The following is a 13,893-nucleotide window of genomic DNA, read 5'->3' on the forward strand; positions in this document are numbered from 1 at the left end:
GCGCTCTACAGCTACGAGGGCACGCGCGAGATGAACAGCCTCATCGTCGGCCGTGCGATCACGGGCGTCGGCGCTTTCGTCTGAACCGCCAGCGTCACGCGCCGGTAGGCTCGACGCATGACGTGGCTTCGCGAACGGCGCGTGGCCCTGGCCGCGGTCACGCTCTTTACGCTCCTTGCTGGTGATGCCTGGCGCAACCTGCTCAGTTGGTACGGCTGGGGAGTCATCGTCGCCGCCGTGCTCGCGGCGTGGGTCGTGGTCGCCGTACATTATCGCGTCGATCTGCGGCGCATCCCGATCGCCCTCGGTGCCCTGCTCGGTCTCATGGTGCTCTCGATCGTGTGGTCGTTCTACCCCGGCGCGTCGGCCATTGGCGTGCTGCTCTCGCTCGCCACGGCATTCGTTGGCATCGTGATGGCGCACACGCTCACTCTCGACACCATGCTGCGCGCCCTCAGCGTGGCCCTGCGCTCCATCATCGGTCTCTCACTCGCGTTTGAGCTTTTCGTTGCGGCCGTGGTGCAGCGACCCGTCTTGCCACTGTGGGTCTCGTGGGAAGAGCCTTTTCCGAAGGCCTTCTATTGGTCGCGCAATCTGCTCTTCGAGGGCGGGCGCATTCAGGGCATTGTCGGCAATGCGAACTTGCTCGCGTTCGCGGCACTGCTCGCCGCCATCGTGTTTGCGATTCAGCTCGCCGAGCGGCGCGTTGGAGTCGTTGCCGGGTGGGGATGGCTAGGCGCAGCCGTACTCACGCTTGCGCTGACGCGCTCGTCGACGGTGCTCGTCGCAGGACTCGCCGCTGTCGTAGCGCTCGGCATTGTGCTCCTGGCTCGTCGCCTGACGACGCGCGGACGCCTGACTCTGTACGGCCTCACCGGGGTTGCTCTCGCCGGCGTCGTCACCGCGGCAATCGTGTTTCGCGAGGCGCTGCTGGCGCTGGTCGGGCGCAGCGAAGACCTCACCGGTCGACTCGACATTTGGGCCACCGTCATCGACCTGGCCGCTCAGAGACCGGTACTGGGCTGGGGCTGGGTGAGCTACTGGGTGCCCTGGGTCGAACCCTTCAACGACCTCGTGGTCATCAACGGCGTCACCTATCTACAGGCTCACAACGCGTGGCTCGACGTGCTGATGCAACTCGGCTGGGTGGGGCTTGTCGTCTTTGCGATTCTCGTGGTGACCACAGCCACACGGGTGCTGTCGTGGTCGGTGGATGCCCCGCTCGGCGATGCCCCCGCATCCCCCGCCCTTCGCCTCCTGCCCGCTCTGCTGCTCACGGTGCTCATCGTGCACAGCCTTGCCGAGTCGCGCCTGCTGGTGGAGGCGGGCTTCGCCTTGCTCGTCTGGCTCGCGGTTGCCAGCCGCCTGCGGGGTCGTGCGACCGTATACAGGGCTACCGCCCTGCCGGAGGGCCGCCCGTGATCACCGGCACTCGCGACTTTCTCGCCTCGCCGCGCTTCACGCAGGCACTCACCGAAACCATCGTTGGCGTGGCGCTCGCGACCTTTGCGGTGCGTGCTCTGTTCGGCTGGCCGGGCAGCATCGCGGTGCTGTCAGCGCTCGTCGTACTCGCAGCACTGAGTCTTGCTGGCCAGCCCGAGCGTGTGGAGTGGCGCGGCGTGCTGCCGATCTCGCTGATCGCCCTGTTCTCGCTGATGACCGTGAGCCTCATCTGGAGCCCGTACACGTGGGCCACACTCGGCGGACTCGCCTATGCCGCCGCCTATGCATTTCTCGGCGTCTACATCGCCCTCGTACGCGATCTCATTCAGCTCGTGCGCGCGGTCGGCAACGCATTGCGCGTCATCCTCACGGCGTCGTTCGCGCTCGAGATTCTCAGCGGCGTGCTGCTCGATACTCCCTTCGGGTGGATCGGCATCGCCGGTGACCTTGCTTCCGGAGGGCCAATTCAAGGGCTCGCCGGCACACGCAACGCTTTGGCTTTTCTCGGCACCCTCGCTGCGCTGAGCTTTTGGATTGAGTTCCGCACGCGCTCCGTCTCACGCGGCCTCACGGCATACTCGCTCGCCCTGGCGGGCGCGACGATCATTTTCGCGCGCTCGCCCGTTGCCCTGCTCGTCCTCATCGCCGTCTTGATCGTGGGCCTCGCTCTCGTGCTCATCCGTCGGCAGAAGGCCACCGCACAGCGAGCAACGCAGTCTGTTCTGTTGATCTCCATCGTGATCAGTGGGGTCATTGCCTGGGTCTTCCGCGGCCCCATCATCGGTCTCGTGGATGCTGCTGCCGACGTCGAAGAACGCACGAGTGTCTGGAGCGCAGTCGGCGACCTTGTCGCCCAGCAGCCGGTACTCGGCTGGGGCTGGGTCGGACTGTGGCCCACCTCGGTCTACCCGTTCTCGAGCATCGTCTCGAGCAGTGGCCAACAGCCAGACTCGGCGCTCAATGCCTATGCCGACATGTGGCTGCAGCTGGGGCTTGCGGGAATCGTCGTGCTGTTGGCCGCCCTGGGTCTTGCCTTCATTCGCGCGTGGTTCGTCGCGACCGACCGGCGCAGCACCGTCTATGTCTGGCCCGCACTCACTCTCGTGCTCTTAGCGACCGTGAGCATGACCGAGAGTTACTTGCTCTACGAAGGTGGCCTCTTGCTCTTCGTCACCTCAGCGTTCGCGGCGGCCCGAAACCGCTCATGGCGCGGTCGCTTCGACTAACGCGCGAGTCGGGAGGCGCGTCAGGGTAGGCCGCGCGTCACTGCCTCAACGATGAAGTCAGCTTCGGAGGCAGAGCCGAACATTGGCGACTCGATCACGATCCAATACGGTGCCGTCACGATCTCGAGAACCCCCACAGATCCTCCTGTGCGAAAGACACCCTCACCGCCCAGATCGCTGGGAGCCGAAGACCCACCGCGACTGATCATTGCCCCGCGGGTCGCGGCAAGACCAACCTCGTCGAACGATGCGACCGATACGGCCACAACATCCCCGCTCGTCTGGTTGATCCAGCCACAACTAACGCCATCGCTGTCAATGGCTCGACCGGCGAGAGCGCTCGGACGATACGACGGATCGTTGGCGAGGTTCGGATTCAGTTCGTAGATCGTCGCGGCATCAACCAGCACGTCACACGCCACATCGAGAGGAACGCTGTTGCCGCCCGACGCTGTGGGCTCACCCGATGGCTGCGCCGTCGGTTCGTCGACGGCGGGAGACGATGTCGCTGACGGTCGCGGATCACTGTCAGAAGGCCGATTGATGTCGTTCCCCGAGGAAGCGCAACCGACAAGGAGGGAAACCGCAATCACCGAGAACCCGAGGATGCTGCACCGCGTCGCGTGATTCATCGGGAGGCCTCAGCAGTTGCGGAACGACTGGGCGGCAGGCGTGATGGAGGCCGGGCCACCCAGCACCGTCATCGCGGTCGCTCCAGAATCGATGATGTATTGCGCGACACCTCTGGGCATACAGTCGGTCGGCAGAACGAAGAGAGGTGCCCGTTGTGGCCCCGCGATCGCTGCCCCCGCAAGCGCGTCGGGGAAGGTGAAGCCTGACGCCACGAACACCCGCGTCGCCGTCGGGAAGGCCGTCTGGTTGACGCTGAGCGAAACGGCGAACCGGTCGTTTCCGGTGTACCGCACGACGTTGTCACGCCCCAGTAGTGCGACGAGACTTGACTCGAGCGCGGAGCTGACGGAAGCCGGTCCACCCGCAATCGAAACCTTCTGCACTCCGAGCGTCGTCATGAGAGTCGCAATGTCCGCTCGCAACGTCGTCTCAGTGCTATCAACAAGAATCATGGGCGCACCTGCTGCGGCAGCCGCCGGCGCCGCCGATAGCGCATCGGCAAAGACACCACCGGTAGCGATGAAGAGTTCTGTCGCTCCGACGGCACCGAACTCCACCGTTGCAAGCGTCGTCGAGACGTCATAGCGAGTAGCCCCGCCTACGCGCTGAATCGACGGTGTGAGTGCAGCGAGTTGCTGGTACACAGCTTCGGAAATCGAACCCGGCCCACCAACGACGACAATGCGTTGTGGTCGGAGCCTCTGCAACTCGCTCAAGATCACCGGGTAGATTCTGTTGCGTTCGACCAGCAAGATGGGACCGCCCGCAGTTGCCGCAGCCGGGGCCGCGCTGATCGCGTCGGGGAAGACTTCTCCCGATGCAACGAACACCACCGGAACACCTTCGGAGAAGTTGCGGCGGGAAATGTCGGCGGCCACGTCGTAGCGGTTCTCGCCACCGATTCGATCGGTCGTGATGCCCTGCGGAATCACGGCAACGGGGTTTCCGAACCAGGCGTAGTAGTACCGGAAGAAGTTGCGGTTTCCGTAGCTCGCGCACGCGTCGTTGGCGGCCAGCGGGTACGCGGCCAACGCTGCAGCCGTGGGTTGGTAGGGCGTGTAGTTGTAGAGAGCGGCGGTCGCGTAGTTGCGGATGTTGACGGCGGTCGACCCACAGCTAGGGTTCGGGTGGAACGGAATGTTGTGCACGCCTGGCTGGCGCGAGAAGTTCGCCAGTTTGTAGGTGACGAGCTGCCGACCGCCTCGGTAAATCTGAAAGCCCACGGCTGACGATGCGTCGGTGCATCCCGTCGAATCGGGGCAGCCCCAGCCCATAGCAAAGTTGAGAGCATAGTCACTTGGGGCGGTGCTCTGTCGGCCTGTAATCAGACCTTGCTCTTTATCGAGCGTGACGAGAATCACTCGAGCACTGATGCCGCACGCCTGTTGCACGCGGAAAATGACCGTAGACGCGAGAAGGTTCGTGCCCCCCTCGACCTGCCGGCAGACGAGGTTGCCGGTCGTTGTCGAGGTAAAGGCGGGATAGGTCGGAATCGAGAAGCGGAAGATGTCGAGGCACCGCGTCGTACGACACGGACCGATCTTGTTTTCGAGAAAAGTCTGAATCTCGGCTTCGGTCATTGCGTTCGCGTCGTAGAACTGCGAATCGCTAATGATGAGGCCCGGGTCGAACGACCAAGGGTCAGCGCTGGCGGGCGGGGGGTTGAGCGCAACAAACGTAGAACCCACGAAAAGGCTGGCAGCGAGCATCCCGATCGCACGCACGAGCGTGCGGCGCACCCGCGTCGGTCGGTCAAGCATCGTCTTCACAGTCGTTCCCCCGAACGTTGATCTGCGCCGATTCTACGCGATGCCCTCGTCGGGGCGGCGTCGCGCCCTCATTCCGCGTGCCACGAAGAATGCTTGGCAGCTGACCGACACGAGCTCACCGAGGGCGAGGCCCCACGCGCCACCGGCGGCTCCGAACGGGCCGGAGAGCGCCAGAATCGACGCCACCCCAACCGCTGCACCAGCGAGCACACTGAGCATGAACTCACGCCGGCTCCCGAGGCCCACCAGCACCACGCGGCCGAGAGCGGTGCCGAGCGCGATACCCAGAGTCGCTACCCCGAACCCTGCAGCGGTCGCGAGGTCTATTGCGACCGTGGCCCCAAAAAAGAGCTCCGAGAGCGGGGGGCCGAGAGACGTGAAGACCGTGAGGCCAACCAGCCCGAGAGCGAGGTGCCACAGGATCGCGACCCGAACGCGACGGTCGAACTCGCGACGATCATCTTCGACAGCCCACCCCTGAAGGGCGTTACCGAGCGCTGACACGGAGTACTGCCCGATGCGGTAGAGCTTGTCCCCCGAAATGTAGGCCGCTGCCTGGGCTACGGGGGCAACGAGGCTCACGAACGTCACGGCAAGAGAGTTATGGGCACCCGCGGCGATTTCGGTCGTGAGCGCCGAACGGTTGGTGGTGAACTCCCGACGCATCGCTCCGGGGGACGCGACGAGCAAAGCCGAAAGACCCACTTCGCGCGCGATGAACACGCCAGAGCCGATCAGGGCGGCAGCAATGAGCAACGCCGGGTACCAGGTCACCTGACCCAGCACGAGTAGCGCGATCGCGGCGACCGCCGTCGCAACCAGTCGGGGCAACAACTCGAAAACAACGATGAGACCCGCGCGGCCGAGCCCCACCATGTACCACGCCGACGAGAGCCCGCCGAGCGTGAGGGCGATCGCCATCAGCGCAGCGTCAAGACGGTGTGTCGACGGAGCAATGACGGCCGCGACGGTCGTGGCCACCACGACCGCTGGAGCAAACAAGGCCAGCCGCGGACGGATGCTGCGCTCAAGCACCGCGTGACGCTCCGCTGGCGCAGCGAGCGCGACCGCGGTGGGCCCGACCGCGTTGTATCCGAGGCCGACGACGAGAGCGGCGAATGCCCCCACCGACTGCCCGATAGCTATGGCGAGCCAGGCCTCAGCTCCTGCGACTCGAGCGAGCACAGGGAGGAACAGAAACGGAGTCACGAGAGAGAGAAACGGCAAACCCCCGAAGGCAAGCACTCGCCGCACCAAAGCCACGACTTTCCCCCTGTCAACCCGCGTATCATGACTCTATCGGCGCGGTGTGGCCGGGCGTCGTGAGGCGAGCCCAGCGCGCACGCCGACACCATCCCCTCGTTGTCCTTCCCCTCAGGAGTCATGTGTCTGCCGTGAACTTCGTGCACACGACCGCCGATGTCGCTGAGAGCGTCTCTATCGGCGACGGCTCGAAGGTCTGGCACTACGCGCAAGTGCGCGAGAACGCTCGACTCGGCGCCAATTGCGTTGTCGGCCGAGGCGCCTATGTGGGCACTGGGGTCGAAGTGGGCGACAACTGCAAGATTCAGAACTACGCACTCGTCTATGAACCGGCGAAACTCGCCAATGGCGTTTTTATCGGACCTGCTGTGGTGTTGACAAACGACCACTTTCCCCGTGCAATCAATGCTGACGGCAGCCCGAAATCGGCTGACGACTGGCATCCGGTTGGTGTCGACATTCGCGAGGGCGCGTCGATTGGGGCCAGTGCCACGTGTGTTGCCCCGATCGTCATCGGTCGATGGGCTCTTGTGGGCTCGGGCTCAGTTGTCGTCAAAGATGTACCCGACTTTGCGCTTGTCGTCGGCAGCCCGGCTCGCCGAATCGGCTGGGTCGGTAAGGCCGGGCAGCCCCTCACCGTCGATCCTGACGACCCCACGCTGTATGTCTGCCCCGCAACGGGCGACCGATACCGACAGACCGATGAGCACCAATTGAGTGAGGTTGAGTAGATGATCCCCGCCGCTAAGCCCGAAATCGGCCACCACGAGCGCAAGGCCGTCGACCGCGTCATGCGTTCGGGCATGCTCGCTCAAGGCCCTGAGGTCGCTGCCTTCGAGAAAGAATTCTCGGCACATGTCGCCGGTCGCGAGTCCATCGCTCTGAACTCGGGTACCTCCGCGTTGCACATGGCTTTTCTCGCCGCTGGCATTGGGCCCGGCGATGAGGTCATCGTGCCGTCTTTCAGCTTCGCGGCTACGGCAAACTCGGTCGCGTTGACCGGGGCGACGCCGGTGTTTGTCGACATCGAGATCGATCACTTCAACGCCGACCCGGCCGCGATCGAAGCCGCGATCACGCCGCGCACGAAGGCGATCATGCCGGTCCACTTGTACGGCCACCCCGCAGATCTGCGCGCGATTTCAGCCATCGCCGAAAAGCACAACCTGCTGCTCTTCGAAGACGCCGCTCAAGCCCACCTTGCCTCGGTTGACGGTGTGCCGGTCGGCGCGTGGGGAATCGCAGCGTCATTCTCGTTCTATCCGACGAAGAACATGACGTCCGGTGAAGGTGGCATGGTTACGACGCCGTCTGCCGAGATTGCGCGGGCGATCCGCGTACTCCGCAACCAGGGTATGGAGCGCCGCTACGAGAACGAGGTTGTCGGCTTCAACACCCGCATGACCGACATTCACGCCGCCATCGGGCGCGTTCAACTGACGAAGCTGCCGGCGTGGACCGCGAAGCGCCAGCAGAACGCCGCGTTTCTCTCCGAAAACATTCGGGGAGTCGTCGTTCCTCCCGTCGCCGAGGGAGCCCAACACGTCTTCCACCAGTACACGATTCGCGTCGTAGACCATGATCGCGATGCCTTTGCGGCCGAGCTCACGAAGCGCGGCGTGGGCAGCGGGGTCTACTACCCGACCCCGATCCACCGCTTGCCTTCGTTTGCCCAGACACTCGACCTGCCGACGACCGAGCTCGTTGCTACACAAGTGTTGTCGCTTCCGGTGTATCCCTCGCTGACGAAGCGCGAGCTGACCGCGATCGTCGAGGCCGTCAACACTGTGGCGAAGGCAGGCGCCTAATGGTGTTGCGCGCAGGCCTGCTGGGTCTTGGCGTAATGGGCAGCAACCATGCGCGCGTTCTCGCGTCGCTGCAGGGCGTTGACTTTGTCGGTGTCTATGACCCGTCGCCGACGGTTCCCGAACGCGTGCACGACCGACCCGTGGTCCGCGAGCTCGACCAGTTGCTTGAGCTCGGCATCGACTATGCGGTCGTCGCCGCCCCGACCACGTTTCACCTCGAAATGGGCACGCGCCTCGCCGAGGCGGGCATCCACGCTCTCATCGAGAAGCCTGTGGCGTCGACCGCTGAAGATTCGCGCACTCTGCGAGATCTCTTTGCGGCAAAGGGCTTGATCGGCGGAGTCGGTCACATCGAGCGATACAACCCTGCGCTTCAGGCTGCGCGTGAACGCATTGCTCAGGGCATGCTCGGCGAGATTTACCAGATCGCAACCCGACGTCAGGGCCCTTTTCCTGGTCGGATTGCCGACGTGGGCGTGATCAAAGATCTCGCCACACACGACATCGACCTCACCGCATGGGTTGCGCAACAGGACTACGTGTCGGTCAACGCGCGAACGGCTCACCGCAGTGGCCGCGAGCATGAAGACATGGTTCTCGCCGTTGGAACTCTCAGCGGCGGAACCATTACCTCGCACGTGGTGAACTGGCTCACGCCCTTCAAGGAGCGGGTCACCATCATCACGGGCGAGAACGGCGTGCTCGTTGCCGACACCCTCACGGCAGACCTTACTTACTACGAGAACGGCCGCATTCAGGTGGCATGGGATCCGGGTGAGTTCCGCGGCGTGTCAGAAGGCAACATGACGCGATTCGCGCTCGACCGTAAAGAGCCCATGCTCGCCGAGCACGAGGCGTTCCGTGACTCGGTCTTGGCCGGAGAAGCCCGCGGAATCGTGACCTTTGCCGACGGCACTCGCGTCGTCGAGACCGCTGAGCAACTGGCTCTCGACGGGTTCACGCGACGCTTGTAAGCGACACGTCAGCCACTGCGGACTCAGCAGAGCTGAAAATCTTCTACAGCGGGGCTCAAACGAGCGGTTCGGCAACTAAACGCTTGGAGGCCACGTCTCTGCGGGGGCCCACGCAAGTTCGGTCTGCGCACGCGTGATGTCGGCGCAACTGTAGCTGTCGACCTCGGGGCCGATCGTGACGGGTGCGAGTCGGTCGGCGGGGAGGGTCGCGAGCAGGTCACGATTGCTGCGGGCAATGCCACTGCCGATGTTCAGCACCCGCATCCCGTTCACCGTCGATTCGACGGCCGCGAGCACCGCGCGCGCGACATCATCGACGTGTACGTAATCTCGCACGAACCCGTCGAGGCCGTTAAGTGCGACCGGCTCGTCGCCGCCGCTGAGCAATCGGTTGACGAGCGAGTCACGCATGCCCGGGCCATAGATATTGAAGACCCGCAACGAGGTCGAGGCCACGCCACTCTCGGCAAGCAGCTGCTCAGCCTCGAGCTTGGTGGTGGCATACGCGCCCGCCAGGCTCACGGGGTCATCCTCTGTCACTGGTCGAGGTCGCTGATCGCCGTAGACCGCCGCGGTCGAGAGAAACACGATCCGTTCCGCTCCGTGCTCCCGCGCCGCGGCGGCGATATGGGCTGTGCCCCGCACGTTGACGGCAGCAGCCCGTTCGGGGTCAGCCGCGCAGGCCGCTCCAACGAGAGCAGCGAGGTGGATGATCGCGCGAGGTCGAATCTCACCCACCGCCGTCTGCACGGCATCGGCATCGGCCACGTCAAGCGCGCGAACGCCCGAGCTCGCTCGGGGCCCGGCCATCGGGACGATCGACATCGGCCCTGCGGCGGCGAGGCGAAGCAGGGCTTGGCCCAGGCGCCCCCCGGCGCCGGTAACCAGAACCGGGCGCTCGACCATTAGACCGTGAAGCCGAGCGCTCGCAGTTCGTCTGTGGCCTCGTCGTGCGTGATGCCATAGTTCAGCGTGCGTGACAGCAGAGAGTCAATCGCCGCCATGAATGCCCCGCGGTCGAACTCTTTTTCGTCGCGCACAACAAAGATCTTCTGGTTATCGGTGCGCTCGACACGGTCAGGCTCATAGCTGAGCTCTTCGAACATCTTCTCGCCCGGGCGCATACCGATGATCTCAATCTGTAACCGGGGGTCAACCGCGCGTACCAGGCTCTGAGCAAGGTCGAGAATGCGCACCGGCTCGCCCATGTCGAGAACGAAGATGTCGCTGTTCTTGCCGAGCGCGGCCGACTGAATAATCAGTTGGCTGGCTTCGTCGATGGTCATGAAGAATCGCGTGACTTCAGGATGGGTGACGGTCAACGGGCCGCCCTTGGCAATCTGCGACCGGAAGATCTGCATGACGCTGCCGTTGCTCTCAATGACGTTGCCGAATCGCACGGCCGTGAATCGCGTCGAGACGTCGTCCGCCGCGAGCGATTCCATGAGCATCTCGCCAATGCGCTTCGTCGTGCCCATGACGTTGACAGGGTTCACGGCCTTGTCAGTCGAGACATACACGAAGTTCTGCACGCCGTGCTCGATGGCGAGGCGCATCATGTTGAGGCTGCCCCACACGTTGTTGTTGATCGCCTCAATCGCATTGTTCTGCATCAACGGAACATGCTTGTAGGCCGCTGCGTGGAACACGATGTCGGGGGTGAACTCCGCGAAAATCGCCTCCATGTGGGGCCCGCTCTTGATGTCGGCGATACGCAGTGTGACATTTTCGCGCCCAGGAAGAGACTGACCGAGGTAGAACATCCCGTTCTCCCACCAGTCGACACAGACAACTTCGGCCGCGCCGGCGGCAAGAATGTGCCGCGTCAGTCGTGAACCGATCGAGCCCGCGCTTCCGGTAACCAAAACGCGCTTGCCAGCGAGAAACTGCTGGGCCACAACGACGTTGTGCTTGACGGGCTCGCGACCGACGAGGTCGAGAACGTCAACGTCGGTGAGGTCGTCGATCGCGACGGTGTCTTTCGAAAGGATGTCGTAGGTTCGCGGAACGATCGCGATGTCGACCGAGTCAGACGAAATCGAGTTGATGAATTCACGGACCTTGGCCGAGTTCGCCGTCGGAATCGCGAAGTACACGAGATCGATGTCGTGGGCCGCCACGACCTCGTTGACGTCTCCTAACGCACCCAAGACCTCGTCGCTCGTTGACCGGTCGTCGAGAAACCCGACGACCTCACCCCCTCGCGATCGAATGTCCTCAGCGAGCGACATCCCGGCAGTCCCTCGCCCAACGATGAGAATCCGATCGGTCACTGTCGTACCTCCGGTGCCGTGTATGTTCCGTCGAGAACTGCGTTCAATGTGCTCATCATGATTGCACCGGCTCCCGCTCGCATCGCGTACTTCTCCGCCCACGCACGGCCGTTGAGGGCGATTTTCTCGAGCTGGCTCGGGTCATCGAGAAGTCTCTTGAGGTTGCTGTAGACCTCGTGATGCTTGGTCACGACCCAGCACTCGTTGCTACCCGCCGGAAGGTCTGACTCGACGTTTTCGTCAGCGCTCATCATGACCGCGCACCCCGCTGCGAGCGCCTCTACTCCAAAGACGGCGGGAGAGAAGCCGTAAAACTGGTTGAGTGCGATGTGCGCGTTGGCGAGGGCCTCTTTGACCTCGGCATTGGTGACACCGATGAGCTCTCGGTACTCAAACTCATAGCCTTCGGCCTTGAGCTGCGCAACGGCCGCGCGCACTAAGGGGGTTCCCTTGATGACGGGCGCTGTCGTCGCATGGACCACCCGAATCGGTGAGAGGTTCGCGAACTTGCCGGGATTCTTGAGGGGTTCGTCGGCCAAGAAGTAGAGGAACGGTTCTGTGCCCATAGTCAGATAACTCAAGTGATCAACCGTATTGCTGAACATGGCCGAGGCATGGCGGCTCGAGACCGTCGCAATCCGTCGCTTGAGGTCATCCCACTCAGCCGATTCGAGCAGTGCGCTGCGTTCGCCAATGTATGTCGAGATATTCGGCATTCCGGTGGCCGCCTCGAGCTCGTGCATCTTCTTGGTCGACCGGATATCTGATCCACACCAGTAGCAAACGATGGGGCGTCCTTTTTTGGCGAGGAAGGCGAATTCGAATTCGCGATCATCGGCATCGGCCAGCAAGAATCCCGTGGCCCCCACATAGATGAAGCCGGACGCTTGATTCATGAGCCGGCCCAGAAGAACCGGCCCTGTCAGAATGCGCTCAGCCAATCGAAAACGCGACCGTGAGGTTGTCCGCAGAGGGTGGTCATACTTCGCTTGATAAGCGACCTCTTCGGTGAAGCTGACGGAGTATGAACCCGGGATCGCGGCAGAGATCTGAAGAACCATCGATGCGCATTCGTCGGGACCGACGACCCATGAGATCGGCGAGCGGCTCAACGATGCCCGCCGTGCACGGTGCACGTGGTAACTGACGACTAATGCAAGCCTCTGATAGGCCGCCACAAGGCGTGAGCGCAGACTCATCTGAGTCCAGCCAACGCTGCCTGACGCGCAAAGTCAGGAAACGATGAGACGAGTTCGTCGAATGTGCCGCTGCCCAGCACTTCTCCCTCTTGCATGAAGAAGATGCGGTCAGCGTGCCGAATCGTTGCGAGGCGGTGGGCCACGATGATCTTCGTCACCTCGCCGCCGATCGCTTCGAGACCCTTCATGACGAGGGCTTCGGTGTTCGTATCGAGGGCGCTCGTGGCCTCGTCAAGCACGAGAATGAGCGGGTCGCTATAGAGGGCGCGGGCGAGCCCGAGCCGCTGACGCTGGCCGCCCGACAGCGACAGTCCGCGTTCGCCGACCCGAGCGTTGATTCCATCATTTCTCGCCGCGACAAGCTCCCACAGTTGCGCTTTCTCCAGCGCCTCCCGCACGCGATCGGCATCGAAGCCGTCACCCCAGGTGAGTGCAACATTCTGCGCAATGGTCGCGTCGAAGAGCGCAACCTCTTGGGGAACGTAACCCACGCGCGACCGCCAATCGCTGCGAATGTCTGTCAGCGAGACGCCATCGACAGAGATCGTTCCTTTAGTCGGCTCGAGCAGACTGATCAAGAGATCAACCATTGTCGACTTGCCCGACCCCGACGAGCCCACGAAGGCAACGGTCGACCCCACGTCAATGCTGAGTGAGACCCGCTTGAGAGCCGAAGCAGCATCAGGGCTGTAGGTGAACTCAACATCTTTCACAACAATCTGACGCGGGTGTTCGGGAACCGGGTCAGATGGCCGGGCCGCGACCTCAGCGGTCGAACTCTCGGTATCGGCGAGTTCAGCAAGCACTCGACGGGGGTATTCAGAGATAGACACCATCAGCGCGAGCACCGACTGAACCCGGATAACGGAGGGCGCCATTCGGAAGCCGGCAAGAGCGAACAGGGCAACCGCCGCGATCGCTTGCTCGATGCCGCCGAGCAAGAACCCGACACCACCGATGACAACAAACCCAACGATGAGCCCTGCCTCGAGCGCATAGCGCGGAAGCTGCCCGAAGAAGTACATGTTTCCTCGCGCACGCGCGCTGAGAGCCCGAGTGTTCGCAACAACGTCGGCGACCTCGCCTTCTTTGTTGCGCAGCGAGACCTCCTTCATGGCCCCGACGATCTCAAGGACCAACCGAGAAGCACCGATCGTATTGTGAACGTGCACCTCACCAGCGGTACGCACCGGTCGAGCGATGGCGAAAAACAGAACTGACCCAAGAAGCACGAGGTAGACAAGGGTCGTGACGGCCAAGACCGGTTGCACAATCGCGAGGGTGCCGATGATCACGACCAGGCTG

At 63.2% G+C, this 13,893-nt stretch carries 12 protein-coding genes; 5 read left to right on the forward strand and 7 right to left on the reverse strand.

Going from position 1 to position 13,893, the window contains the following annotated elements; translation table 11 throughout:
* Positions 1-117 precede the first annotated feature (117 nt).
* Both SFU54_RS00480 and SFU54_RS00485 read left to right on the forward strand, forming a co-directional pair.
* Positions 118-1,422, forward strand: coding sequence for an O-antigen ligase family protein (locus SFU54_RS00480; protein ID WP_319014364.1), 1,305 nt, complete (start codon positions 118-120; stop codon positions 1,420-1,422).
* On the forward strand, positions 1,419-2,669 hold the full coding sequence (locus SFU54_RS00485) for an O-antigen ligase family protein (protein ID WP_319014365.1): 1,251 nt from the start codon (positions 1,419-1,421) through the stop codon (positions 2,667-2,669). The genes SFU54_RS00480 and SFU54_RS00485 overlap by 4 nt, the downstream gene beginning before the upstream one ends.
* Before the next feature lie 20 nt (positions 2,670-2,689).
* Here SFU54_RS00485 and SFU54_RS00490 read toward each other — a convergent pair whose 3' ends face one another.
* The 3 genes from SFU54_RS00490 to SFU54_RS00500 form a co-directional block, all read right to left on the reverse strand.
* Positions 2,690-3,079, reverse strand: coding sequence for a hypothetical protein (locus SFU54_RS00490; protein ID WP_319014366.1), 390 nt, complete (start codon positions 3,077-3,079; stop codon positions 2,690-2,692).
* Positions 3,080-3,310: 231 nt separating this feature from the next.
* Positions 3,311-5,062 carry a cell wall-binding repeat-containing protein gene (locus SFU54_RS00495; RefSeq protein ID WP_319014367.1) on the reverse strand — a complete coding sequence of 584 codons (1,752 nt, stop codon included), beginning with the start codon at positions 5,060-5,062 and terminating at the stop codon, positions 3,311-3,313.
* A gap of 42 nt (positions 5,063-5,104) precedes the next feature.
* Positions 5,105-6,334 carry a polysaccharide biosynthesis protein gene (locus SFU54_RS00500; protein WP_319014368.1) on the reverse strand — a complete coding sequence of 410 codons (1,230 nt, stop codon included), beginning with the start codon at positions 6,332-6,334 and terminating at the stop codon, positions 5,105-5,107.
* Between the two features lie 122 nt (positions 6,335-6,456).
* Between SFU54_RS00500 and SFU54_RS00505 the strand changes: the two genes are divergently transcribed.
* Genes SFU54_RS00505 through SFU54_RS00515 form a run of 3 tightly spaced genes read left to right on the forward strand, consistent with a single transcriptional unit; the run spans position 6,457 to position 9,116 of the window.
* Positions 6,457-7,065, forward strand: coding sequence for an acyltransferase (locus tag SFU54_RS00505; protein ID WP_413466530.1), 609 nt, complete (start codon positions 6,457-6,459; stop codon positions 7,063-7,065).
* A complete protein-coding gene (locus SFU54_RS00510; protein ID WP_319014369.1) occupies positions 7,066-8,142 on the forward strand; it encodes a DegT/DnrJ/EryC1/StrS family aminotransferase in 1,077 nt (358 codons plus the stop codon).
* The gene (locus SFU54_RS00515; protein WP_319014370.1) at positions 8,142-9,116 is read left to right on the forward strand and encodes a Gfo/Idh/MocA family oxidoreductase; all 975 of its coding nucleotides are present in this window, start codon (positions 8,142-8,144) and stop codon (positions 9,114-9,116) included. Before SFU54_RS00510 ends, SFU54_RS00515 begins: the two co-directional genes overlap by 1 nt.
* A gap of 75 nt (positions 9,117-9,191) precedes the next feature.
* On the opposite strand, the gene SFU54_RS00520 is transcribed toward SFU54_RS00515, so the two are convergent.
* The 4 genes from SFU54_RS00520 to SFU54_RS00535 all read right to left on the reverse strand — a co-directional run.
* Entirely contained in the window at positions 9,192-10,022 is an 831-nt protein-coding gene (locus SFU54_RS00520; protein ID WP_319014371.1) for an NAD(P)-dependent oxidoreductase, read from the reverse strand.
* Complete coding sequence (locus SFU54_RS00525) at positions 10,022-11,491, reverse strand: polysaccharide biosynthesis protein (protein WP_319014372.1); 1,470 nt, start codon at positions 11,489-11,491, stop codon at positions 10,022-10,024. The genes SFU54_RS00520 and SFU54_RS00525 overlap by 1 nt, the downstream gene beginning before the upstream one ends.
* Entirely contained in the window at positions 11,386-12,450 is a 1,065-nt protein-coding gene (locus SFU54_RS00530; RefSeq protein ID WP_319014373.1) for a glycosyltransferase, read from the reverse strand. The genes SFU54_RS00525 and SFU54_RS00530 overlap by 106 nt, the downstream gene beginning before the upstream one ends.
* Before the next feature lie 134 nt (positions 12,451-12,584).
* The coding region (locus tag SFU54_RS00535; RefSeq protein ID WP_319014374.1) for an ABC transporter ATP-binding protein at positions 12,585-13,893 on the reverse strand (1,309 nt) is incomplete at its 5' end.

Origin of the sequence: Microcella sp., assembly GCF_033763155.1 — a bacterium.
GTDB lineage: Bacteria > Actinomycetota > Actinomycetes > Actinomycetales > Microbacteriaceae > Microcella.